We start from the raw sequence: 24,798 nt of genomic DNA on the forward strand, positions 1-24,798 counted from the left end.
CTCCGGTGAGATTTCGACGGTAAGGTTAAAATATGTCCGATTTTGGTCACTGTTGTAAAGGGATCAGCGGTTCACATTGAAAATAATCAGGGTTACCGGTGAGATTTCTTGCATCTGCGATGAACGGTTGAATATATAGTGTGAAATAAATGTAAAACTATTGTTGTTGGTTATACTTAAGTCACGCCAATTGAGCAGGGGTGACGATATGAAGCAGATTCGACTTTTAACCGGTATGCTGTTTGTTGTCCTCATATCCGGCTGTGCATCATTACCGGAATCCTTTACCGCCAGCGAATTGCCCCTCAACGATGACGTCTTCACTCAGTACCATGAGTATACGCCGGAATCCGCAGACGAAATCTTTAAGCTTGATGCTGCTGCCAGAGAATTTGTCGATAATTCACAGTCCCCTTTATCCGGCGACGGAGACAATCTTAAGAATTTGATCCGACAAATCTTCGATGGCGGAGAACTGGGGATCCGTTACATCACCAATGCGAACACAATCGCCTCTGAGACATTTGCTAACCGTGCCGCGAATTGCCTGTCGCTGACTATCATGGCGAAAGCCATGGCGGATTATGCCGGGTTTAATGCCGTATTCTACGAAGTGGATATTCCGGAGTACTGGACCCGCCGCAGCGGAGTGAATTTACTCAATGGTCATATTAATTTGCGGGTATCCGTTGCGGACACGCTGAGAAAGAACCAGATTTCATCGCATTTCATTGATGTGGACTTTGATCCGCAGACCATCCGCTCCCATTTCCCCCGTAATGCCATCAGCAAAGAGAAAATCACGGCTATGTTCTATAACAACAAAGGTGCTGATGCGTTGCTCAACAATGACGACATAAAAGCCTATGCGTATTTACGTGCAGCCGCTTTGCTCTATCCTGAGTTTGGTTCCACATGGGTGAACCTCGGGGTGTTGTACCGGCGTCACGGATTACTGGACAGCGCCCGTGAAAGCTATGAGCTGGCACTGAAGCTCGACAGTGAAAACTTAACCGCATGGGAAAACCTGGCGTTACTGCATGAACTCGAAGGTCGTACAGCGCAAGCCAGAGACATTGCCAGGAGTGTGCGTAATAAACGGGAAAGTAACCCTTTCTATCACTTCATCCTGGGTGAAGAGGCGCTGGATTTCGGTGATGCAGAGCAGGCGCTTATCCATTACAACCGGGCCCGCAGGCTGGATAACAGCCGGCATGAAATTTTCTTCGGAATGGGGAAGGCGCACTACGAACTGGGCAATATAGACCGCGCAGCTGACTTCATGAAGCTGGCGGCTAAGCATGCGCAAAACCGCCAGGATGAATATCGTTATATGAGTAAGCTGTCTGACTTACAAAGCGCCCGTTAAATTACGCCAAGCTCTCTGAGACGTTCCTGCAAATAGGAGTGTGCAGTATGTCTTTCTGACAACACCACATCCGGGCGCGGGTGTAGGAACAGGGGTAATGAAATTCGTGACTTAGTCATGTCCGTTCCGGCAGGATTAATCACCCTGTGAGTGGTTGACGGGAAATAATGCCCTGATGCTTCCTGCAACATATCGCCAATGTTGACGATAAGGTTACCAAAGTCACAAGGCACATCAATCCAGCTGCCATCTTTACCTTTAACCTGTAAACCCGGCTCGTTCGCGGCGGGCAAAATGGTGATAAGGTTAATGTCTTCATGGGCTGCCGCACGGATAGCATCCGGTTCTTCATCACCCTGGAACGGCGGATAGTGCAGAACCCGTAACAGGGTCTGATCACTGTCTTTGATCATATTCGACAAAGGCTGACTGTACAGTTTACTAACTTCAGCCGGCGAATGCTTCTCAATCCAGCCCAGTAGTTCTTCTGCCAGCGTGTTTGCTTTTGCGTAGTAGTCCGCCAGCTGAGGACGCAACGCTTGCGGGCACTGACCCCAGGGATAGAAGTGGAAGTACTCTTTAATATCTTTTTTGGTAAATCCTTTTGCCACTTCAGATACGCTCTGCGGGAAGAATCCGTCCTGAGTCCCTTTGTTGTAGACGTAGTTATTCTTTTCTTCGCTGTCGAAGAAAGTTTGCCAGGACTGATAAATGCCGGTCACCATTGCCTGGCTGATTGGGTGATTTTTCAGTACACCAAATCCTGTCTCACGGAGGGATTCTACGAATGCTTCCTGTGCGCCGGGAGCCTGATAGTCAACAGCTTCTAATTGCATAACGATACCTTAATTAAATGACCGCAGAATTATAGGGAATCCCGCGTCTTCGTAAAAGTAACGGCCTTTGATATACGTCAATTACCGTTAGGTTAAGTGGTCAGTTTTCGTTACAAAGCTGACCATTTAGTCTGGTTTGTCTGGTTAAAAAAGTGAGCCACGCTCACTTTTTTACGTCTCCGGGTGTATCCGGCTCAGCCAAGCGAGAGATAAAAGCCGGCAAGTGATGCACTCATCAGGTTCGACAGTGTTGCGGCGAAAACCGCTTTCAGACCCAGTTGTGCAATTTCTTTACGGCGGGTTGGCGCCATTGCACCAATGCCTCCCATGAGAATAGCAATGGAGGAGAAATTCGCGAATCCGCACAGGGCAAAGGTAATGATTGCCTGAGACACTTCGGATAATTCACTCTGATGCTTAAGGAAGTCGAGGTATGCCACGAATTCGTTCACCACAAACTTCTGACCGATGAAACTGCCTGCCAGACGGGCTTCTTCCCAGGGAACACCGATGATCCAGGCCAGCGGCTGTAGTAAGTAGCCTAAAATGCCCTGGAAGGTTACATCCTCATAGCCAAACAAGGTGCCTGTCCAGCCGATAAGACCATTCAGCATGGCGATAAGTGCCACGAATGCCAGCAACATAGCACCTACGTTCAGTGCCAGTTGCAAGCCTGATGCAGCACCGCTGGCAGCCGCGTCGAACACGTTAGCATAACCGGTTTCAGACGCATCAATCTCTTCCAGTCCGTCCTTCGCTTTCTCAGTTTCCGGCAACATGATTTTTGCCATCAACAGGCCGCCGGGAGCCGCCATGAAGCTGGCCGCCAACAGGTATTTAAGCTCCACACCCATGCCGGCATAACCCGCCATGACCGAGCCGGCAATAGACGCCAGGCCGCCGACCATAACAGCGAATAACTCAGATTTTGTCATGTGGGGAATAAACGGGCGGACTACCAGAGGGGCTTCGGTCTGGCCCACAAAAATGTTGGCCGCGGCGGACATAGACTCAGGACGACTGGTACCCAGGACCTTTTGTAAGAAGCCGCCAATGAGTTTGATGACCCAGCTCATCACACCGAGGTAATACAAGACGGCAATTAATGATGAGAAGAAGATGATGACCGGCAGCACGTTGAAGGCGAAAATGAAGCCGAGGGATTTGTCACCGACCACGCCGAAAACAAAATTAATGCCTTCCTGACTGTAGCCGATGATGTTGCCCACGAAGTCAGTCATACTGAGCAGTAATTGAATGCCCGGCTCAAAATAAAGAATAAACGCGCCGATCAATGCCTGAATCGCGAATGCTCCGCCCACTGTGCGCCAGTTAATATTCCGGCGTGCAGAGGACAATAAGAATGCAATTCCGGGCAATAGCAGTATGCCCAGTAAACTCACCATAATGACGTTCCTTTGTTATTGTAATGCCTGTTGTATATGTGACTTGATCACATCCAGGGCGATTTGGTTTTTGCCACCTTGTGTAACGACGACATCTGCTGTGAACCTGCTTGGTTCGATAAACTGATGGTACATCGGTTTTACCGTTGATTCGTATTGCTTGGCAATGGATTCAAGGGTACGGCCACGCTCTTTAACATCACGCATCATGCGGCGCATAAGGCAAATGTCGAGCGGTGTGTCGATGAAGATTTTTACATCGTAGTGAGGTAATAACTCTGGTCTTGCCAGCAGCATAATACCTTCAAGAATGATCACCGGAGCCGGGTTCAGACGCTCTGTTTCCGGTAAACGTGTATGGGTTTTAAAGCAATAGTGCGGGTAATCAATGGGTTCGCCATTGCGCAACGCCTGCAGGTGCGCTTTCAGCAATTCGTGTTCGAATGCATTAGGGTGATCATAGTTATTCTTCTCCCGCGCTTCCATTGGCAGGTGGTCCTGCGCACGGTAGTAGTGATCTTCCCGTAATATTTGTACAGGGCGACCTTGCGCGCTGAAGGCATTTAACAGATTTTTAGTAAAAAGTGATTTCCCGGAGCCCGAAGCTCCGGATATAGCGATAATTAATGGCGACTGCATAACTCTGGACGGCTGATATTCCTCCTGCAAAGATACGCATTTGGCCCTCGCGAATCAACGTATAATTCACGATCAGTCAAAAAGTGGTTCAGTCTTTGCAGACCGGACACAACTGGCTGAGCTAATACCTGCCGTACCTGGTACGGCGTTTTCTCTGGGCTGGTGGAGCAATCAGGCTTATTTTCCGAGTATAACAATGTCCTCATCAGTAATCGGGGGAAGTGCGTAAGAATGCTGTTTGGATCTGGAGCCTTCACCCTGTGCTCTGGGCGGATAATATTTTTCCTTTTCCACCGGGAAGGGCTCAAAGGTTTCATCCAGCGCCGCACGGATCTCACTTAAGGTTTTATCCAGATTGGCATTAAAGTCCGGTCTTTTACGTTTGGTATGGCCCAGTTCGATCAGGCGCAGGAAAACACGGTTAGCAATCGTTATGAGTTCCTGGGGCACATCTTTATTTTGTGGCAAGGTCGCATCAGGGTTCTCAATGCAATATCTGACCAGCGCTGCGTAAAAGCAGAACGGTTTGTTTTGCATCAGGATAGCCCGGCCGTCTGCGCCGTTGCCGATACATTTCGTGTTCAGATCGATAACCAGTTTAGGTTGGGGTGGTGGCGGTGCTTCTTCTTTCGCAGATTTACGCTTACTTCTGGCCCGCGGTTTGTAGCCAATTAACACCGGAGCAGCAATCAAAGCCGCCAGAATGGCCAGCGGATGGATATGCACCGAAAAGTATAGCGGGGTAAGACTCAAACCAATGTCGATATTTTGTTCTGCGGTGGATAATGTGAATGTGGCGGTTTCAACCGTTTCTTCCACCGGTTCTGCAGTGGCAGTAACGTGCTGGATTTCACTGATTGTAAGGGGGTAAGACTGCTCCGCCAGAGTTGCATTAATGCGGCGCATATAATGACGGACCGCGGCATCATTCACCGGTGTTTTCAGGGTTTCGTTACCCACATCCAGATAGGCGAGATCGAGACTTATCCGGCGTTCTACATTATCAATAGCCTGATGACGATCGATATATGCACCGGCAAACTGCCCTGCAAAAATACAACTTTGAAACAGAGCAAATAGTCCCAGCGCGGCTGCCGCTGTTCGTCCCCACTGAGAGGCTGTCATTTCACTGAGCGTTTGCATTTACACAAGGCTCCTTCAGTTCTACCTGCTGATAGTATTTTTTATTTTGTGCGGCAGAAATGGCCTGAATCACGTTTTGCACGGCGCATTTTAAATCTGTGTTGCGAGTCTGCATTTTCAGGTACCAGCGCATGCCTTTTACACTGTTTTCAAGCGGTGTGATATAAGTGCGCGACAGGATTTCGCCGTCATTTTTATCCCAGTAGGATGAAATAATATCGACTTCACCGGAAAGCAACGCTCTGCGCATCTCTTTGTGAGAGCTGTAATAATGCAGCTCTACATTATTCGGATTCAAATCTAAAGTTTTCAGTACCTTCTTAGGCACAATATGGCCTGAGCGGCTGCTCGGATAATCCAGTATGCCAATACGCTTGCCCAGTAAATACTCTTTAGACAGCACAGGTTTTTCCTTTAAAGCGATAAAGTAGGCTGCATAGTCCTGATGGGAGGCAACTTCTTCGTAGCCATAAATCTCACTGGCACCAAAGGCACTGACAACATTGTTCTTTACGAGGGCAAGATCACTTACGCCGTGGTTGATGTAGCGGTAGGTATCATAGTCATTTTGTCCCACTGTAATTCTTACATTACCAAACTGACGTTTAATTACCGGGTTCTGACAGAAAGCTTCCAGTGCACTTTCTGAGAAGGTTTGCTCTGTCAGATAGATGTCGAAATCGTCTGCATTAGACGAAAAACGGTCCTCGCAGTTCAAAGCCTGACCAGTTTGCGGCCCAACTAAGGGAAGATTTCTAAATTTTTGAAAAAAACCTGTGACAAGGCAGCACCCAGCAATGAGCACGACAATGATGACCCTGTATTGTTTCAAAAATGAAAAACTGACCACTTGAGTAAATTTATGTAGGTTTATTTGTTGGCGCAATTTCACCAGTTAAGCTTATTTAATGCAATAGGTAAGTTTATTTTAATTTCTTAAGTTGTTGTATTTTAGTTATTTTAAATCAATGAAGCTGAATTCCAATAAGCGGTGTTTATCTGAAAAAAATCTGCGTTGAATAGTCGGGCTGGTGACGAACTGCACGTGCTAAAGTTTTTGCGTAAATTTTCCGGACCATTTGTTCCGGATACTAATAAAAAAAACAGTATGCTCAGCATCTTAAGTGTTAATCATTTTCTATTGCTGTCATAAAGCTGACATAAAACTCACGAAGAATTGCAGCCGTTTCCAGTTGATGCCGGTAGCGTCATTTTCTCTGTTTTGATGTTGCTACCGTTTGTCGATTATGACTTGGGGGAGAGCCAAATCTCCAAAGTGCATGGCTTTTCCCCGGTCAGAATCACAAAAACGAATCCGTAAAAAAATAAAAGATACGGGCGTTGCAGCCACAGTGGTCAAATTTGCGGTCACCTGGCGCCAGAAAACTCACCAGCCAACAAGCGATTGTTGGCTGGTTCCTTTCCGTTGTATAAGATGGAAGTGGCGGTTTATCTGCGAAAAACAAGACTGGATAGTATTTCTTTAGAGTGAATTACTGTTCCGGGTTAAGTCTCCGGATAGTTCGCTCTGAATCGTGATGTGCGTGAAGTTGAAAACGAATGTGTCATGAGCCGTCATATTTCTGAGGTCATGGCCAGTAGCATCACGGGAAAGTAGTTATCTTGATCCGTTGGACAAAAATAAAAACCCAACGTTCAGAGAGTTTTTAAAAAACGATAGGGAAACACACACATGTTTAACAAGTCTAAGCTGAGCCGTATAGCGTTAGCTGTTGCACTTTCTGTAGGTGTTGCAACAACAGCTGTTGCAGCGAATGGTCAGTCCGCCGCTATGCGCGGTGTTATCTCCGGTCCTCAGGGTAATCCTGCTGCCGGTAGCAAGATTACTATAATCCACATGCCTTCAGGCACTGTGAAAGAGTTTACAGTAAACGAAGAAGGTGCATTCTCTGCACGTGGTCTTCGCGTCGGTGGCCCGTACACTATTTATATTGAATCTGATAAATTTCAAAGCACAGCTGTTGAAGATGTCTATCTCGAGCTGAACGATACTCTTGTATTTGACCGTTCTCTGGAAGATCCGAGCAGTGTAGAGCGTATTACTGTAACCGGTTCTCGCGACTTTTTCGCTAACAATGGTTCAAGCTCTACTTTCGGTGAAGATACAATCAATAATACACCGACGTTTAATCGTGACTTGAAAGATGTTGTACGTCTTAACCCTCTGGCAGTAGTTAGCCCAACAGGCGGCCAGATGAGCATTGCTGGTCAGCATCCTAAATCAAACTCAATAACTATTGATGGTGTGGGTTTGAATGATACTTTTGGTCTAAACGACAATGGCTATCCTTCACAACGTTCTCCAGTTTCCCTTGATGCAGTAAGCCAGATTTCTGTTGATACAGCACCATTTAATGCCCGTGCTGGTAAATTTACCGGCGGTAACGTTAACATCGTTACTAAATCCGGTACTAACGAATTCCACGGTACAGCTTTCTACGAGAAGGTTCCATGGGCAGGTACTGCGAAAAATGACCGTACTGGTGAAGAATTCGATGTTGAAAACGAAGAAGAAACCTTCGGTGCTTCACTGGGTGGTGCAATCGTTGAAGATAAATTATTTTTCTTTGCTTCGTATGAAGAATGGGAAGAAGAAATTCCTTTCGACTACAACCTGGATACGCTGGAAGGTCATAATGTAACAAATGGTCAGGTTGACCAGTTTATTTCAGCGCTGAGTTCAGTGTATGGCTTGACTGATACAAAAGGTGCTACCCCAGCGCCAGACAACGACAAGAAAACGTTGATCAAGTTAGATTGGAACATCAATTCTGATCACCGTGCTGACTTTACATATAATTATCAGGATACAACGTCTGCCCGTAACTATACCAATAGCCGTTCGACTCTGAATATGAATTCAAATGCGTGGACTCAGGTGTCTGAAACCACAATTTATACCGGTCACTTATATTCAGACTGGAGCAGCTCGTTCTCTACCGAAGCAACTATTTCATATAAAGAGTTTTCACAGGCTTCTGTAACGAACTCTCCGTGGGGGGAAATTAACGTTCGTACTGGTACAGGGACTATTGTTGCCGGGCAGGACGAGAGCCGACATCGCAACGAACTGGCTAATGAAGTTTGGAACTTTGGTTTGCATGGTACCTATTTGGCTGGCGATGTAGAGTATAACTTCGGTGTTGAAATGGAAGACACTTGGAATTACAACCTGTACGCTAGAAACTCAGCGGGTACATGGCAGTTCGAATCGCTAGAAGATTTCGAGCAGCGTTTACCAGACGAAGTGGTTTACTGGAATGCCTATAGTAATGACACCAGCGACCTTGCTTATGATGTAAGTAGCAAGCTCTATTCAGTGTATGGCGAAGCTAACTTCGAGCTTTTCGAAGACTTTGAAGTGACAGCTGGTTTGCGTTATGAGTACTTGACCGTTGGTGATTCACCGCAGTTGAACGAAAACTATCTGGAAACTTATGGTTTTGCTAACACTGAAAACCTCGATGGTACCTCTATGCTGTTGCCTCGTGTGGGCTTCAACTGGGATCTTACTGACGATGTAACTATCCGCGGTGGCGTGGGTCGTTATTCAGGTGGTATGCCACTGGTTTGGATTTCCAATGCGTACACCAACGATGGTGTAACTATGTCTAACGTATACTACTCAGGCAGTGATATTGATCCAGCCAACGTTGCGTTTGATTCAGTGCCTCAGTTCCTGCAGGATTCTGTATCTCCTGGATCAGGTAATACAGTGTCTATCGATCCTGATTTCAATTTGCCGTCTGATTGGCGTTATCAGTTGGCCGTAGACTATCGTTTCGACATTCCGAAAGTGGGCGATAATTTTGCATGGTCTAATGAGATCACCTACATCGATAAGTCGGATTCAGTTTACTGGATTGAAATGGCCCGTGTACCCGAAACTACGCTGGCTGACGGTCGTATCATCTACGGAACCCGTTATGAAGGGACAGACCGTGAAGACAATTACGACATGCTGACTACCAACTCTGATGATGGCGGCCGTAATATCGTATTTACTTCTGCATTGAACAAGCAATGGGACAATGGTGTTTCAATGAGCTTGTCGTACACCCATCAGAATATTACTGAAGCGGCTGCGCAGACTTCTACTACGGCACACTCTAGCTACATTTACAAAACCACGCTAAACCGTAACGAGCCAATCGTAGATACAGCTTATTATGAAGTTCCACATCGTTTCGTGTTTAACTTAGGTTACACCACGGAGTTTTTCTCTGGTTATAACACAACATTTAACCTGTACTGGGAGCGCCGTTCAGGTCGTCGTTTCACTCCTACTTTAGGTCTGTATAACGATGGCGATTTTGGTGACCAAAGTGCACTGGATGGCGGTGATTACCTGGTTTATATCCCTAATGGTCCTGATGATGCGCTGATGGATTATGAAGGCGGCATGAGCTACGATGAAATCATGGAAGTAGTTGCCAATGCTGGTCTGGAAGGCTATGCCGGTTCAGTTGTACCTAAGAATATCGGTAAGCAACCGTGGATCACCTCTATGGATCTGTTCGTTTCTCAGGAAGTACCTGGATTCCACGAAGACCATAAAGGCATGGTTTACATGAGTATCGAGAACTTTGCTAACCTGCTGAATGACGACTGGGGTAAGGTCTACCAAGCTAACTATTCTTCAATCGATTTATTCGATTTAGGTGGTCTGTCTGATGATAATCGTTACCAGTATTCCCGTGCATATGACGGCGATTCAGGTCAGAACTGGGATACATTTGAGACCGATGAGTCTACTTGGCGCATTAAAATTGGCGTACGTTACACTTTCTAATAGTCATTTTTGAGAAAGCTTAAATCGTCATGAATATGATTTAATCAAAAGGGGGCCTGCAGCAAAAGCAGGCCCCCTTTTTACGTTTAAATAGAGATAGGCTAATAAGTTATATAAATAAAAAATTTATAAGAAATTGATATACTTGAAGAAGATAAGTTTAACCATTTTATGTCATAGATCTGACATCATGGTTTAGCAAAATTGGTTAAAGTACCAACAAATACTGACAGCCTTACAATAAGAAAAATTGGACATTAGAAACAAATTTTAAAAGAACGATAGGGAAAACACACATGTCTAACAAGTCTAAGCTAATCGCGTAGCCTTAGCCGTTGCGATGTCTGTAGGTTTATCTACAGCTGATTTGGTATCAGGTTCAAAGAACACACACATCGCAACGTTAGTGGATAGAAAGTCGCGCTTTACTATTATCCTCAAATTAGCAGGAAAAGACGCTGAATCAGTACATGCGGCTTTACAATCGACCTTCAGATCAATGCCCCCGGAATATTGTAATTCTTTAACTTGGGACAGAGGTATAGAACTGGCAAAACATGCTGATTTAACGAAAGAAATCGGTATGCCTGTATACTTCTGTGATCCTCAATGTCCATGGCAAAGAGGGACAAATGAAAATACTAACAGCTTAATTCGCCAGTATTTCCCTAAGAAAACAGATTTATCACCGCATACACAAGTACGGCTAAATACTGTGGCATGCCAACTAAACGAACGCCCGAGGAAAACATTGAAATTTAAAACACCATCTCACATGATTGACAAGGGTGTTGCGATGATCATTTGAATCTACAGCGGTTTTTTTTAAGATGTCTCGTTCTTCGGTAGCTCGTTTTAATTCCTTCTGAAGGCGCTTTATCTCAGCCTGGGCCTCAGATAAATCATTCTGCTTCTTGGAATCAGGGCCGAACTTCTTAACCTAGGCATACAAGCTGTGAGTAGTAATATCGAGTCGCTTGGCAACATCAACGACTTGTTTGACCGCTTCAATTTTGAATTCATCAGGATAGCGTTTACCGCTCATATACACCTCTCTTTTCAGTTAGTTTATCTAACTAAGAGGCGTCTAGGAAATTAGTGGCGATTCAGTATTCTGGAAGAAAATAACTACAACACTATTGTTGTTGGTACAGAAGATCCTGAACGTCGCGTTGGTAACGCTTCACTGTGGGAAATCCGTGTAGGTGTTAACTACAACTTCTAATCTGACAACAGGAAGCTCAGCTTCTTAGCTCAGAAAAAAGCATATAAACCGCCGTTTTTTACGGCGGTTTTTTTATGCTTGTAAAACAACCTGCCTCAGCATTTACTCACTGGCAGTTTCTGCACTGCCATCATCAACATTACCCAGACCTCCGCCCATCACCCGGTAAAGGGTAATGCGGTTGCTTAAATCAATTTGCTGCGTGGAAATCAGCGACTGCTGAGCACTGTAAAGAGTTCGCTGTGAGGTGAGGGCATCCTGAAAACTGTTCACGCCATTTTCATAGCGGGCCAGTGACAGGCGGTAACTGTCTGATGCGACATCGACTAAATCCTGCTGCGCGCCAAGCTGACGGGCAATGGTGCCCCGTCTTGCCAGTGCATCTGCCACGTCAGAAAATGCAGTTTGGATGCTGTACTCATAGGCGGCGACCATTTTGTCCCGGTTTGCCTTGGCGTAATCAAGCTGGGCATCGTTGGCGCCACCGGTAAAAATAGGTACCGACACAGAAGGGATAAGGCTCCATATTGTGGACGCGCCACCGGTAAAAATGTCGGCCAGCACATTACTGGCCAGCCCGCCGGTTACGGTTAGCGTAACAGACGGGAAGTAGTTTGCCCTGGCGGCACCAATATCTGCATTTGCTGATTTAAGGTTATGCTCAGCGGCAAGTATATCCGGTCTGTTGAGTAAAATGTCGGACGTCAGCCCTGCCGGGATCACGCTAATGAAATCATCGCTCTCCGGCAGACCATCAGGTAACCATTGCTTATCTACGCCACTGCCTGCGAGCAGCATAAGTGCATTAATGTCCTGCGCGACCTGGGTGGTATAGCTCGCAATATCTGCCATTGCAGTGTGGTAGGTGGTTTGCGCATCCAGCACATCCACTTTTGAGTCCACGCCCAGCTCATTACGGCGGCGGGTGATTTCCATGGCTTTCTGCGCGTTTTCTGCGGTTTCTTCTGCCAGTTTCAGTAAGCTTTGGTCCGACGCCAGCGTCAGCCAGGCATTGGCGGTTTCGGCAATAAGCGTGATCTTCGCCGCCCTGGCTGTCTCCACAGAATAAAGCCAGCTTTGCTTATCAGCTTCCGTTGCGCTCTGATTCTTGCCGAACAGATCAATTTCGTATCCGCTTAAACCGGCATCAGCTTCATAACTGGTGCTTACGGAGTCGTCTGACGATTTCGCGCGTGTACCGGTTAAACTCGCACTCACCTTAGGAAACAACTCTGCCCGCTGAATGCGGTAGGTGGCTCTTGCTGCCTCTACATCTGCAAGGGTTTGTCGTAAATCCCGGTTGTTATGCAGTGCCGTCTGAATCACTTTCTGCATTCTGCTGTCAGTAATGAACGACTGCCAGGGAAGCTGTAAAATGGCGTTATCTTCTATGGTGTTTGCGTTCTGCAGCGAAGTTTGTTCAACATTCGTTGAATCAGTGTAAGCCTCGCCTGCCGGCCACTCAGAGGGCACCGGTGAGGCAGGGCGCTCATAATCCGGCGCCAGGGTTGCACAGCCGCTCAGCGACAGTGCGACAACGACGGCGCACAGAGAAAGCTTGCTAAAATGACGTGTAGATTGCATTGATTACTCCTTATCCGCAGCAGTGTCATAAACGGGTTTTCTGGCCGGAAACGCGGTTCTTACCAGTACGAAAAACATGGGAATGAAGAATATGGCCAGCAAGGTCGCGGTAAGCGTGCCGCCCAGGATACCTGTTCCGATGGATATCCGGCTGTTTGCTCCTGCACCCGATGCGATAACAAGGGGGAAAATACCAAAGACAAAGGTGAGCGATGTCATAATGATCGGGCGCAGTCGTTGAGCTGCTGCGTGAATAGCGGCATCCACGGCGCTTTGCCCTTTTTCATACGCTGCTTCGGCAAACTCGACGATCAGAATGGCGTTTTTAGCGGATAACCCGATGGTGGTCAGCAGCGCTACCTGAAAGTAAACATCGTTTTCAAGGCCGCGGAAAGTTGCCGCCAGTGCTGCACCAATTAATCCCAGCGGAATAACCAGCATTACCGAGAATGGAATAGACCAGCTCTCATACAGTGCGGCCAGTGCCAGAAAGACTACCAGAATAGAAATGGCGTACAGGTAGACAGATTGCCCGCCGGACAGATTTTCCTGATAGGACAATCCTGACCACGCATAGGTCACTTTGCCGTTACCCACTTCATCTGCAAGGCGTTCCATTTCCGCCATCGCTTCGCCGGAACTGACGCCCGACGCTGCGCTGCCCTGAATCTCATAGGATGCCAGGCCGTTAAAGCGGCTTAAGGTTTGCGGCATCTGCGACCAGGAGACACTGGAAAAGGCACTGAAAGGGGTCATGGTCGTATTGCCGTCACTGTCAGTACCACGCACGTGCCACTGGCGTAAATCTTCCGGTTTGGCGCTGTAGTTACTGTCGCCCTCGATGTAGACTTTTTTCACCCGGCCGCGGTCAAGAAAATCGTTCACATAGGAACCGGCCCAGGCTGTAGATAAGGTGTCGGCCACATCTGACAAACTTAATCCCATGGCAACCGCTTTTTCGTTATCAATATCGATATCCAGTTGCGGGGTTTCACTTAGCGTACCTTCACGCACACCACTCAGCAGCGGATTGGTGCGGGCTTGTTGTAAAATAGCATTCTTTATTTCTGTCAGTTCGTCACGGGTTGTGCCCGCTGCTGCCTGCAACTCAAAGGTAAAGCCGTTACTTTGACCGAGACCCTGAATCACCGGCGGCAGCATAGCTATAACACTACCATCGCGGATTTCGCTCATTTTCATCATCAGGCGACCGGCAATGTCTGATGCCGACTCACCGTCGCCGGTTCTTTCGTCCCAGTCTTTCAGTGACAGGAAGCCCATACCTGCGTTCTGGCCGCTGCCGGAAAAGCTGAAGCCCGAAACCGTAAAGAAGTGATCAACCAGATCCGATGCCTCTTCCTGAATATAAGTCTGGATTTCATCAGCAATGGCGGTGGTACGGGTAATCGATGCACCGGCAGGTAAGTTAAACATCACCATTACATCACCCTGATCTTCTTCTGGCAAAAAGCTGGAAGGGAGTTTCACCATCATCAGGCCCATCACCGCAATAATTACCACATAACCGGCCAGCCAGAATTTAGGGCGCTTAATCGCCGATACCGCACGCAGGGTATATTTGTCGGCAAACTTATCGAACATACGGTTAAACCAGCCGAAAAAGCCCCCTGTCTGACGACTTGCGCCGGTATCTTTAAGCAGTGATGCACACAGCATGGGGGTCAGCGTTAACGCCACAAACACCGATAGCAGCATGGAGGAAATCACGGTTACCGAAAACTGACGGTAGATAACACCGGTTGAACCACTGAAGAAAGCCATGGGCAGGAACACGGCGCAGATCACAATGGATGTACCGATAAGGGCAGAGGTGATCTCTTTCATTGACAGGATTGTGGCATCACGGGGCGACATCTTTTCCTCTGACATCAGCCTTTCTACGTTTTCAATTACTACGATGGAGTCATCTACGAGTAAGCCGATGGACAGCACCAGGCCAAACATAGTCAGGGTATTAATGGAGTAGCTCATTGCGGCCATGATGCCGAATGTACCCAAAAGCACCACGGGCACAGAAATGGTAGGAATAATCGTGGCCCGCCAGTTTTGCAGGAACAACCACATGATCAATACCACCAGAACAATGGCGATGATCAGGGTTTCCACGACTTCCAGAATTGATAACTTGATAAACGGGGTAGCGTCTTTCGGAAACGCCATTTTGTAGTTTTCCGGGAAATTCTTTTCCAGATCACTCAATACCGCTTTAACCCGTTCTGATGTATCCAGCGCATTGGCACCGGGCGCCAGCATAATGGCAATACCGGATGCAGGATGACCGTCGAGACGGGGAACAGCTGTGTACGATTCACTGCCCATTTCAACACGGGCAACCTGAGATAACCGTACATCGGTGCCCTGGCGGTCAGACTTCACAATGATGTTTTTAAAATCGGAAACACTCTGCAGCATGGACTGAGCCGTTACGGTAGCATTCAGCTCCTGCGTATCAGGAGAGGGCATGTCACCGATTTTACCGGCGGGTACCTGCACGTTCTGGGCGCTCAGGGCGGAGGTAATATCTGAGGGCATCAGTTCGTATGCCGCCAGCTTTGCCGGGTCGAGCCATATGCGCATGGCATACTGGGAACCGAACACGTTTATGTCACCCACGCCTTCAGTACGGGCAATGGTGTCCTGCATATTTGAGGCGATGTAATCAGAGATATCGAACTCAGAGTCCGCGTCGGTTTCATCGTACACGGCGGCAATCAGCAGCATGTCGCTTTGTGATTTAGTTACCGTCACCCCTTCAGACTGCACGGCAGAGGGGAGTCGGGAATTCACTTGCTGTACTTTGTTCTGAACCTGCACCTGCGCGTAATCGGCATCCGTTCCCTGCTCGAATGTGAGTGAGATACTGGCGCTACCTGCAGATGAGCTGGAAGATGAAAAATACAATAGTCCATCCAGGCCCGTGAGCTGCTGTTCCAGTACCTGGGTGACACTGTTCTCCACGGTTTGGGCGTCGGCACCGGAATAGTTGGCACTGATGCTCACAGTAGGTGGCGCAATATCCGGGTATTGGGCAATGGGTAAAGAGAGTATGGAAGCGGTTCCCGCCAGCATAATAATAATGGCGACAACCCAGGAGAATACGGGCTTATCTATGAAGAATCGGGCGAACATTACTCATCTCCTTCCTGATTTTTAGCTTTAGGTGCTGCCACTCTGCCATCTTCGTTCAGCGTGACTTCAGTAACGGTGATGTCTGCGCCGTCCTGTAAACCGTCGATGCCTTCCACAATCACTTTTTCACCGGCCTTGATGCCGGACTCAGTCAGCCATTTATTACCGGTGGCTTCCTGTAAGGTCAGCGACCTTTTCACTGCTTTACTCCCTGAAGCGACCCAGGCGAAAGCATTGCCTTTATTGTCAAACTGCACGGCTTGCTGGGGTACCAGAATCGCGTTTTCGTCTACCGCTATGGTGACTTTGGTGCGGATAAACATGCCGGGCATGAGAATGCCGTCCGGATTGGGAAAAGTCGCCCGTAGGGTAATAGAGCCGGTTGCTTCATCAACAGCTACTTCATGCATAGTGAAGGAGCCGGTTTCATCATATTCAGTATTGTTTTCCAGCATGGCGATAACATCACTTGAGCCGGATGTTACGCCCTCACGCTGCATCATGGCACGGCGCTCAAGCACACCTTCGCTGGTTTCTGTCATATCAATATAAATCGGGTCGAGTTTGCGAATGGTGGTTAACGCCGTGTCCTGGCCCTGAGTAAGCAATGCGCCTTCGGTCACATTAGAAATACCGGTACGGCCACTGATGGGGGCAGTAATGCGGGTAAAAGCAAGATTCACATTGGCAGAGTCCAGTGCCGCCTGCGCTTTCGCCAGTGAGGCCTGAGCAACCAAATAGTCTGCATGGGCGTTATCGGCATCCTGTTGGGAAATACCTTCTATCTTTAACAGGTTCTGGTAGCGCTCATCAATCAGCCGGGTTGACTCCACAGACGCTTTCGCGCTCACCAGATCGGCTTTTGCTTCGTTCACGCTGGCTCGATAGGTTGAATCTTCAATCTGGTAAAGAAGCTGTCCTTTTTCTACAAAACTGCCTTCTTCGAACAAACGCTGTTCAAGTACGCCGCCCACCTGTGGCCTGACCTGAGCGGTTTGCTGCGCCACAACACGGCCTTGTAGTGTGCGGGTAATCGGGAATGTTTGTGTGGCTATGGTAATTGCACTGACGGCGGTGGCGCGGGGCGCAGAGCTTTGATTTTGTGTTGTGTCACTGCAGGCTGAAAGGGTAAGCAGGCTGGTGAGAACACAGAGGGTGGTGGCGATCTTCATGGCGATTCCTTGTTTAATCCGGAGCTGACGGCGCTAAGCGCTTTCCCGTCAGTTTGCTTAAGCAGAGTGTATCGACTAGGAGGGTTAAGGCAGGGTTAACGCGGTTTTATGAGAAGGCAGATTAGCGAAAAAGCAGGACGAATTTACTCATTCACCGGCGTTTTTGCCGTGAATGAACGCGCCATTTACAAAGGGGGTACAATACTGAAGAAATAAAAAAAGCACCTGAAAAGGTGCTTTGTGCAATAGCAACTGTGTCAGACGTTTTCGAACAGGTTCTCTACGCGCTGACGAATTTCTTCAATACGGGTGACGTCAGCCGGGGCGATAAAAATAGTATCATCACCGGCAATGGTTCCCAGCACGCCGTCTTTCTGACTCAGAGAGTCAAGCAATCTTGCGATAAGCTGTGCGGCACCGGGGCTGGTTCTTATGATTACCATCACATTATTGTGTACAATGTCGAGCACGAGCTGTTTAAGCGGACTTTTCGCCGTAGGCATGCCAAGTTCAGGTGGTAAACAGTAAACCATATCACCGCGGGCATTTCGCGTTCTTACCGCGCCGAATTTACTCAGCATACGGGACACTTTTGATTGGCTGATGTTATCAAAACCCTGTGATTTCAGTGCTTCAACGATTTCACCCTGAGACCCGAAGCTTTCTGCTTTCAGGATCTCTTTGAAGGCTTTGATCATCTTTTCTTGTTTTACGTTAGCCATATTTTCCTGTCGTATTTGGTGTTTAAGGGTACAAACCGCTATTATTGTGCCGTAGTCATCACATTTAAGCAATATTTATGCATATCCATTCAAATTATTGCATAATCTTGCGGCTTATACCCATTATGCATGCATAAGACCATTGGGTGATTGAGTTTTTTTACGCGTTGATTTACTGTGACGCTCCGTTTTTTTGACGAGTAACTATTCCATAGGAGAAATGGTATGAAAGTAGCCGTGTTAGGTGCTGCCGGTGGTATTGGTCAAGCGCTGTCATTGTTGTTGAAAACACAATTGCCAGCAGGTTCTGAATTAGCGTTATATGACGTTGCGCCAGTTGTTCCTGGTGTTGCTGTTGACCTGAGCCACATCCCCACCGCGGTGAAAGTTACCGGTCATGGTAAAGATGATCTGGCTGATGCGCTTACCGGTTGTGACGTTGTTCTTATTCCGGCCGGCGTTCCGCGTAAGCCTGGTATGGACCGTTCTGACCTGTTCAACATCAATGCCGGTATCGTTAAGAACCTGATTGAAGGTGTTGCTGATAACTGTCCATCTGCTTGTGTTGGTATTATCACTAACCCTGTAAACACTACTGTTGCTATCGCTGCTGAAACGCTGAAAGCAAAAGGCGTTTACGACAAGAACAAGCTGTTCGGTGTGACTACTCTGGACGTGATCCGTGCTGAGACTTTCGTGTCTGAACTGAAAGGTCTGGACGTATCAAGCGTACATGTTCCTGTAATCGGTGGTCACTCCGGTACGACTATCCTGCCTCTGCTGAGCCAGGTTGAAGGTGTTTCTTTCACTGACGAAGAAGTAGCAAGCCTGACTACACGCATCCAGAATGCAGGTACTGAGGTTGTTGAAGCGAAAGCTGGCGGCGGTTCTGCAACGCTTTCTATGGGTCAGGCTGCAGCACGTTTCTGTCTGTCTCTGGTTGCTGCAATGCAAGGTGAAAACGTTGTTGAGTACACCTATGTACAAACTGACGACAGCGATGACGCGGCATTCTTCGCACACCCTGTACGTTTAGGTCCTAACGGCGTTGAAGAAATTCTGCCATACGGCGAGCTGAGCGCTTTCGAACAAAAAGCGAAAGACGACATGCTGGAAGGCCTGCGTGGCGACATCAAAATTGGTGTTGAATTCGTAAACGGCTAATCCAGTTTCGATAATGCATTGAAAACCGGCTTTTGAAAGCCGGTTTTTTTATGCCCTGATTTCAGGCACAGAATGAATTGTTTGAAAGTACAGGATGATTTAAGGATGACTGCGTTCCACAGCGATATCAGAGCGACTTAATACACATCCCTGTGATAACGGTGGCTGTCGGTTAACTGTTGCACCTGTTCCTCTCCGAGCATCCTGATTAATGTGTGGTGTACGCCTTCGCCCATACCATCGTAGCTGCCGCAAACGTATATCTGGCCGTTATTGTTTACCACATCACGAAGCGCTTCTTCGCTTTGCTGCAGCGCTTGTTGCACATACATGGGATGGTCCGGACAACGTGAGAATACCCGTTTCACGTTAACATTGGCTGCGTTCAGCGCCTGTGCAGGAATAACTTCTGACAGGATGTCATCATGTTCCCGTGTGCGTTCACCGAATAGTACATAGACTGGCGCAGTATGTTGCTGTTCTGCTGCCTGCATCCACTGAGCACGGATACCTGCCAGTCCACTGCCGGCAGCTATCAGAAGTAGTGGTTTGTTGTTAAGTGTAAGGTGGCAGGCGGGGTTTACATGCAACTTAGCTTTAACTGTGTCGTTTATTTTCAACTGCTGTGTCAGCCACCCTGAGGCCAGGCCCTGACTGCCGTCCTCTTTTATCGCCAGCCTTACAATCAGTTTAATAATATGGCTTTCGCTGCTTACAGAGGCGATGGTATAGCTGCGGGCGATTTCCTCTGATGTGTTCAAAGGCAGTACATCAAGAATATCACCGGCTTGCCATTGCTGAGCATTGTGCCCGGCGTACAGATCGATTTCAAAAAGAGGGTGACGGGGACCACTGTTGAGTTGTCGCCGGCGAATAAGCGTGAAATCCTCATACGCAGGTACAGCCTCACTTGCAGATGAGTATTGTGCCAGTGCGGCGGTTTCTTCACCTTTACTGTGATCAAGTTTAACCAGTGGTGCAACGGGGCTGGCACCCAATGCATTCAACCGCTTATCAATATGTTCGCCGAAAGCACAAAAATGCGGATATTTACTGTCTCCCAGCGCGACGACTTCATACTCGAGATGAGATAAATTAATTTCGTTCCTGCGGGTGCGGTTCAGGGCTTTGAAAAATGAACGTCCGTTATCGGGCGGCTCACCATGACCGTAAGTACTTACTACAAATAAAGCCCTTTCGAATTCTTTCAGACGCTCCGGTGTGATGGCTGATAATGGCATCAGCACACCGTGTTTAAAGTCTCTGTGGTTTGCAGCATAAGCTTCTGACAGTGCCTGTGCGGTGCCTGTCTGGCTGGCCCAGGCAATAAGAATATTGCTTTCCTGAGAGTGCTGCCTCAGCAAATGCTTCCCTTTGTGTTTCCAGAACAGATAGCCAACCCAGAGGGAGTAGGCCGCTACCATAAAAAGACCCGTCAGTAGTCGTTCAAACTCGGTCACAACCAGAATACCTTAATGAATAAAAACCAGCATAATGAAAACAGGGATGAGGAAACCCAGTGCCGTTACTGGCCAGGTTGACGTTTTGTGAGGTGCCTGTTTTATCAGCAGTTGCAGTCCGGTGACGGTGAAAATAATCACTACCACAGAAAATATATCGATAAACCATTGCCACACTGTGCCGGTATTCCGGCCTTTATGTAAGTCGTTAAAATAGGCTATCCAACCGCGATCTGAGCCTTCGTAGACTAATCCACCCATTTCGGTATCCACTGACAGCCAATGATCCTGACCCGGACCTGGCCAGGAAACATACAGTTCAACACCATCCCATTCGCCCTCCTTATCTGACGGCGGCGTGATGCGCTGAGCGTCAGCCAGCCAGCTTCTTAAAGAGGCGGGCAGGGCGACAGAGCCTTCAGGCAACTCACTGATATCAGACAGCACATTATCCGGTAATTCCGCTTCAACATTTCTTACCTGCGGCGCGACTTCAATATCAGCCGCGTGATTCAGCGTGATACCGGTTATGGCGAACATGAACATGCCAATCATACAGATGGCGGCTGAAATCCAGTGCCACTGCCGGGCACTGCCAAGGGAAAATCGCATAGTGTTACTCAAATTCGGGAATACAGGCTTTGTAACATAATTCAAAGCAGGATAGGGATATGATAATGGGAATTATTATTTTTTGAAGTGGAGCCGGCCCGCATAGCAGGCCGGTTGTCGTCATATCGGGGTAAATTGCTTATCAGAAAGTGTACGTGATATAAGCACTTGCACTTCGTCCCGGCTCAGAGAACCGCTGGTAACCGTTACCGCTGACACCGGAGAAGAAGCCACCATTGCCTGAGCGAAGGTTATCTACAACACTCCAGTTGTAATACTCCTTGTCTGTCAGGTTGTAGATAGCCGCTCTCAGAGTCAGGTTTTCTGTGATTTCATAGAAACCGGTGAGGTCAAACATAGTCAGACTCTGTGGATAGAAGAAAGGGCCACTACCGTTGTTCAGCGAGGCAAAACTTTTCTGATCAGATGTATTCATGCCCGCAGAATAAACCATGTGTGCTTTGATACCCCAGTTGCGCTCGTCTGAAAGGTAACCAACGCTCACCGTCGCAGAGTCTGGCGCAAGGGTCTCAAGATCATCCCCTTTGTCATAGAAGTCGAAATCTCCTTCGCTGGCCGGCGTGTATTCAGACAGGTATTCGCCGTCAAGAGCTGAGTACGTCAGGCGACCGTGAATGTTGTCGGTGAATAGATAAAAGGCACTGAATTCAACGCCTTCTACTTTTATTTCACCGGTGTTTTGCGCCTGGGTATACACATCTTCCGTTAGTATTTCGCTTGTACAGGTTCCGGTATAGTAACTGCAGGTTTCAATATTTACTTCGGTATCATAAGGAGTAGAAAATGTTTCGCTTTGGATGCGGTTTGTGTAGTTCGTTCTGAACGCAGTCAGGCTGATATAGCCACGTTCGAAGTGAGCCTGATAGGTTATTTCATAATTAACAGATTTTTCTGCATCCAGGTTTGGATTCGATATTTCGTCAATGTCCTGATATACCGTACCGGTTACCGTATCCGTGATTTCTTCACCGGAGTTAGTACCAAAATAAAGTTCCTGTAGCGTCGGTGCTTTGTATCCCTGACTGATTTTTGCCTGAATTTCGTGACCGGGAACGAATTCATAGCTTAATCCCACCTCACCGATAAGAGCATTAAACTGTGCATCGGAAACGCTCTGGCCCAGCGGATCGGAGAAACTGTCATTCAATTCAGGCTCGTACTCTGTTTTGTCGTAGCGCGCACCTACATACAGTTTTACTAACTCATTCAGCGCCATGGTGTCTGCCGCATACACAGACAGTACACGTTTATCTGATGCTGGAACAAAACCCTGGTCCAGAATAGGGTAACCATCCAGTACCGGGTCGCTGGTGGTTTCACCATTGTAGCGGCGGTCATACATGATGTTTTCTACGGACACTGACTGATAATTCACACCATAAGCAAAGTCATGATTGATATCCCCTTCAACCGACTTTTTAAGGTCGATATTCAGACTGGTGGAGTCCTGTTCAAAGCTGCGATCTTCCTGACGAAGAACTACAGCGCCACGGCTTGAGTAAAGAAAAGAGGTCAGGCCGGACGTATATAATTGCTGATAATCCGCCTTCACTTCAATGCTGTCGAAGAAGAGGTTTCCGGCATTGTCCTGTTTGTAGAAAATACCTGCGCGCTCGCGGTTATTTTCGTCATAACTGCTGAAATTGTAGTAGCTGGCAGTTTCACCTTCTGCGGGTTCCCGGGATAGCGGTGTACCATCTGAAGAGCGGTCAGTTTTTTCGTAAACCACGCCAACCTGTGCGTCTTCAGACAGGTTGTACGCGAATTTCAGCAGCACGGCATCTGACGTATTATCCATAGGATCGGCCTGGCCACGGGCCGCTCCGGCGATATCTGCACCGTTGCTGTGAGCTTCTGTTTCATTGCCGTCACGACGGGTGTATTGCAACAGGCTTTCAAAATTGCCGGTACGGTTTGCAACAGAGCCGTTGATCAACCATTCGTTTGAACGCGAATCGAAACCGGTTTTCACTCTGCCGCCGGTTGCATCGCCGGATACAGGCAGAAAATCTGCGGCATCATTAGTGACATAGGTTACTGCCCCGGCCAGTGCGCCTGAGCCGTTTGCGACAGCACTGGGACCTTTCGAAATTGTTACGGTTTTAACGTGTTCAAGTTCTACCTGACCACGGCTTGAACCGAACATGCCGTAAGCCGCAAAACTTGACGGGTTAAGGGTTTCCCCCTGAGAAATACCATCTACGGTTACCGCAATAGCATCGCCTTCAAGGCCACGGATATTGAATCCATCGTCACCGAAGCGGTTTCCCGAATCATTAATTTGAACGCCTGCTTCATAGCGGGCGGTATCTTCGATATTGGTGATAGATTGTTCTGCCAGCGTTTTAGCATCCAGAGTAACCGCAGTAGATGTCATTTCTTTACTGTCTTCGCTCTGTACTTTGGTTGTGGCGAGTTGTTCTTTTTCTTGTGCGAAAACATTACCAGACAAGATCGCCGTGACTGCAAAAAACAGGGCTGACCGTTTGAAGTTCATGAGTGGCTCCGTGCAATATTAATAAAAGTGCAAATAATTAGTATTTGGATCTAAGTGGCGAAAAAGGGAGAGTTATGCGATGCGCAGAAAAGGTGATTAACACTATCGCCGCTCAGATTTGATTGAGGATGATATTGATAACAATTCCTATTTGCAATAAGATCGGGAAACTTTTTACAACCTAAGTACTAAAAAATGAAAATAAAATCCTTAGCACTGGCAAGTACAATGATGATGCTTGCACCCATAGCGAACGCCCACACTCCTTACCTGAAACCGCTTAGTTTTGAGCCGGTTAGCCGTGACTCGATGACCCTGGATGCGTCATTCGCAGAGCAGTTTTTTGTGCCCGAAGTGGCCATCAGTAATGCACCTTTCGAGGTTGAGCAACCCGATGGCAGTATCGTACCGGTAGAAACGGTGGTGAATCTGAAAACCCGTAATGTCCTTGAACAGACACTGGAACAGGAAGGGACCTATAAGTTTTCCACCGGTAAGCGGTTGGGGGCGATTTTTCGCGTTTACGATTTGAATGGTGAGCGCGGTTCGGTGAGAGGAAATGAAGAACCTTTACCGGAAGGGGCTGTGTTGACAGAGCACTTTCAGTCGGTGACCAGCGCGGTTGCCTATGTGACGAAGAAAGGCCCTACTGAAAAAGTATTAGCCGGCACGGGTAAAGGACTGGAGATTGTGCCAGCGACCCATCCTAATGGTTTGTTTGCGGGAGACCGGTTTGAATTCACCCTGCAGTACGAAGGCAAACCACTGGCTGAGCAGGCGGTAACGGTGTATTTCGCCAATGATCAGTTCAGCGAAGAAGCAGATTTTCAAAAGTTAACGACCAACTCAAAAGGTGTTGCATCGGCCACCCTGGATAAACAGGGATTGTATTTGCTGCAGGTCCGCGTGAAAGAAGCTGCACCGGAAGGCGAAGCGGTACCGCTTTACAGCTACACAACCACGTTAACGTTAGAAGCTTTTTAAG

At 47.8% G+C, this 24,798-nt stretch carries 16 protein-coding genes and 2 pseudogenes; 5 read left to right on the forward strand and 13 right to left on the reverse strand.

Annotated elements, in window-relative coordinates; translation table 11 throughout:
* Positions 1-208: 208 nt before the first annotated feature.
* Positions 209-1,369 (forward strand): tetratricopeptide repeat protein, encoded by a 1,161-nt coding sequence (locus tag ACXAG2_RS12460; protein ID WP_474867425.1) that lies wholly within the window; start codon positions 209-211, stop codon positions 1,367-1,369.
* Here ACXAG2_RS12460 and ACXAG2_RS12465 read toward each other — a convergent pair.
* From ACXAG2_RS12465 to ACXAG2_RS12485, 5 genes are all read right to left on the reverse strand, one after another.
* On the reverse strand, positions 1,366-2,205 hold the full coding sequence (locus ACXAG2_RS12465) for an isopenicillin N synthase family dioxygenase (RefSeq protein WP_474867428.1): 840 nt from the start codon (positions 2,203-2,205) through the stop codon (positions 1,366-1,368). The genes ACXAG2_RS12460 and ACXAG2_RS12465 overlap by 4 nt on opposite strands.
* Positions 2,206-2,399: 194 nt before the next feature.
* Positions 2,400-3,611, reverse strand: a complete 1,212-nt coding sequence (locus ACXAG2_RS12470) for a NupC/NupG family nucleoside CNT transporter (protein WP_119502592.1) — start codon at positions 3,609-3,611, stop codon at positions 2,400-2,402.
* Between the two features lie 15 nt (positions 3,612-3,626).
* Complete coding sequence (udk, locus tag ACXAG2_RS12475) at positions 3,627-4,250, reverse strand: uridine kinase (RefSeq protein ID WP_119502591.1); 624 nt, start codon at positions 4,248-4,250, stop codon at positions 3,627-3,629.
* A gap of 177 nt (positions 4,251-4,427) precedes the next feature.
* On the reverse strand, positions 4,428-5,393 hold the full coding sequence (locus ACXAG2_RS12480; protein ID WP_474867430.1) for a hypothetical protein: 966 nt from the start codon (positions 5,391-5,393) through the stop codon (positions 4,428-4,430).
* On the reverse strand, positions 5,377-6,111 hold the full coding sequence (locus ACXAG2_RS12485) for a PhnD/SsuA/transferrin family substrate-binding protein (protein ID WP_474867433.1): 735 nt from the start codon (positions 6,109-6,111) through the stop codon (positions 5,377-5,379). Before ACXAG2_RS12485 ends, ACXAG2_RS12480 begins: the two co-directional genes overlap by 17 nt.
* 975 nt (positions 6,112-7,086) lie before the next feature.
* Between ACXAG2_RS12485 and ACXAG2_RS12490 the strand changes: the two genes are divergently transcribed.
* Together ACXAG2_RS12490 and ACXAG2_RS12495 are read left to right on the forward strand one after the other, a co-directional pair.
* Positions 7,087-10,206 (forward strand): TonB-dependent receptor, encoded by a 3,120-nt coding sequence (locus ACXAG2_RS12490; protein ID WP_474867435.1) that lies wholly within the window; start codon positions 7,087-7,089, stop codon positions 10,204-10,206.
* A 343-nt stretch (positions 10,207-10,549) separates the two neighbouring features.
* Positions 10,550-11,014, forward strand: a pseudogene (locus ACXAG2_RS12495) (IS30 family transposase); the annotation flags it as partial.
* 9 nt (positions 11,015-11,023) lie between these two features.
* On the opposite strand, the pseudogene ACXAG2_RS12500 reads toward ACXAG2_RS12495, so the two are convergent.
* The 5 genes and pseudogenes from ACXAG2_RS12500 to argR all read right to left on the reverse strand — a co-directional run.
* A pseudogene (locus ACXAG2_RS12500) lies at positions 11,024-11,251 on the reverse strand (transposase); the annotation flags it as partial.
* A gap of 282 nt (positions 11,252-11,533) precedes the next feature.
* Positions 11,534-13,015 (reverse strand): efflux transporter outer membrane subunit, encoded by a 1,482-nt coding sequence (locus ACXAG2_RS12505; protein WP_474867438.1) that lies wholly within the window; start codon positions 13,013-13,015, stop codon positions 11,534-11,536.
* 3 nt (positions 13,016-13,018) lie between these two features.
* Complete coding sequence (locus tag ACXAG2_RS12510; RefSeq protein ID WP_474867441.1) at positions 13,019-16,165, reverse strand: efflux RND transporter permease subunit; 3,147 nt, start codon at positions 16,163-16,165, stop codon at positions 13,019-13,021.
* The gene (locus ACXAG2_RS12515; protein WP_474867443.1) at positions 16,165-17,337 is read right to left on the reverse strand and encodes an efflux RND transporter periplasmic adaptor subunit; all 1,173 of its coding nucleotides are present in this window, start codon (positions 17,335-17,337) and stop codon (positions 16,165-16,167) included. The genes ACXAG2_RS12510 and ACXAG2_RS12515 overlap by 1 nt, the downstream gene beginning before the upstream one ends.
* A 257-nt stretch (positions 17,338-17,594) precedes the next feature.
* Positions 17,595-18,059: a transcriptional regulator ArgR gene (gene argR, locus ACXAG2_RS12520; RefSeq protein ID WP_119502583.1), complete on the reverse strand. Its 465-nt coding sequence runs from the start codon at positions 18,057-18,059 to the stop codon at positions 17,595-17,597.
* Between the two features lie 225 nt (positions 18,060-18,284).
* Here argR and mdh point away from each other — a divergent pair, with 225 nt between their 5' ends.
* Positions 18,285-19,223: a malate dehydrogenase gene (gene mdh, locus ACXAG2_RS12525; protein WP_119502582.1), complete on the forward strand. Its 939-nt coding sequence runs from the start codon at positions 18,285-18,287 to the stop codon at positions 19,221-19,223.
* A gap of 137 nt (positions 19,224-19,360) precedes the next feature.
* Here mdh and ACXAG2_RS12530 read toward each other — a convergent pair whose 3' ends face one another.
* From ACXAG2_RS12530 to ACXAG2_RS12540, 3 genes are all read right to left on the reverse strand, one after another.
* A complete protein-coding gene (locus ACXAG2_RS12530) occupies positions 19,361-20,683 on the reverse strand; it encodes an NADPH cytochrome P450 oxidoreductase family protein (protein WP_474867445.1) in 1,323 nt (440 codons plus the stop codon).
* Positions 20,684-20,695: 12 nt separating this feature from the next.
* On the reverse strand, positions 20,696-21,295 hold the full coding sequence (locus ACXAG2_RS12535) for a PepSY-associated TM helix domain-containing protein (protein WP_474867448.1): 600 nt from the start codon (positions 21,293-21,295) through the stop codon (positions 20,696-20,698).
* 142 nt (positions 21,296-21,437) lie between these two features.
* Positions 21,438-23,813, reverse strand: a complete 2,376-nt coding sequence (locus ACXAG2_RS12540; protein WP_474867450.1) for a TonB-dependent hemoglobin/transferrin/lactoferrin family receptor — start codon at positions 23,811-23,813, stop codon at positions 21,438-21,440.
* 195 nt (positions 23,814-24,008) lie between these two features.
* On the opposite strand from ACXAG2_RS12540, the gene ACXAG2_RS12545 reads away from it, so the two are divergent.
* Positions 24,009-24,797, forward strand: coding sequence for a DUF4198 domain-containing protein (locus ACXAG2_RS12545; RefSeq protein WP_474867453.1), 789 nt, complete (start codon positions 24,009-24,011; stop codon positions 24,795-24,797).
* Position 24,798: the final 1 nt, after the last annotated feature.

Source organism: Alteromonas sp. ABH4_456, from assembly GCF_056160645.1.

Excerpts from the sequence above, each read along its gene's own strand:
- ACXAG2_RS12460 (WP_474867425.1), top strand. The coding sequence starts at position 209 with ATGAAGCAGATTCGACTTTTAACCGGTATGCTGTTTGTTGTCCTCATA.
- ACXAG2_RS12465 (WP_474867428.1), bottom strand. The coding sequence starts at position 2,205 with ATGCAATTAGAAGCTGTTGACTATCAGGCTCCCGGCGCACAGGAAGCA.
- ACXAG2_RS12470 (WP_119502592.1), bottom strand. The coding sequence starts at position 3,611 with ATGGTGAGTTTACTGGGCATACTGCTATTGCCCGGAATTGCATTCTTA.
- udk (WP_119502591.1), bottom strand. The coding sequence starts at position 4,250 with ATGCAGTCGCCATTAATTATCGCTATATCCGGAGCTTCGGGCTCCGGG.
- ACXAG2_RS12480 (WP_474867430.1), bottom strand. The coding sequence starts at position 5,393 with ATGCAAACGCTCAGTGAAATGACAGCCTCTCAGTGGGGACGAACAGCG.
- ACXAG2_RS12490 (WP_474867435.1), top strand. The coding sequence starts at position 7,087 with ATGTTTAACAAGTCTAAGCTGAGCCGTATAGCGTTAGCTGTTGCACTT.
- ACXAG2_RS12505 (WP_474867438.1), bottom strand. The coding sequence starts at position 13,015 with ATGCAATCTACACGTCATTTTAGCAAGCTTTCTCTGTGCGCCGTCGTT.
- ACXAG2_RS12510 (WP_474867441.1), bottom strand. The coding sequence starts at position 16,165 with ATGTTCGCCCGATTCTTCATAGATAAGCCCGTATTCTCCTGGGTTGTC.
- ACXAG2_RS12515 (WP_474867443.1), bottom strand. The coding sequence starts at position 17,337 with ATGAAGATCGCCACCACCCTCTGTGTTCTCACCAGCCTGCTTACCCTT.
- argR (WP_119502583.1), bottom strand. The coding sequence starts at position 18,059 with ATGGCTAACGTAAAACAAGAAAAGATGATCAAAGCCTTCAAAGAGATC.
- mdh (WP_119502582.1), top strand. The coding sequence starts at position 18,285 with ATGAAAGTAGCCGTGTTAGGTGCTGCCGGTGGTATTGGTCAAGCGCTG.
- ACXAG2_RS12535 (WP_474867448.1), bottom strand. The coding sequence starts at position 21,295 with ATGCGATTTTCCCTTGGCAGTGCCCGGCAGTGGCACTGGATTTCAGCC.
- ACXAG2_RS12540 (WP_474867450.1), bottom strand. The coding sequence starts at position 23,813 with ATGAACTTCAAACGGTCAGCCCTGTTTTTTGCAGTCACGGCGATCTTG.
- ACXAG2_RS12545 (WP_474867453.1), top strand. The coding sequence starts at position 24,009 with ATGAAAATAAAATCCTTAGCACTGGCAAGTACAATGATGATGCTTGCA.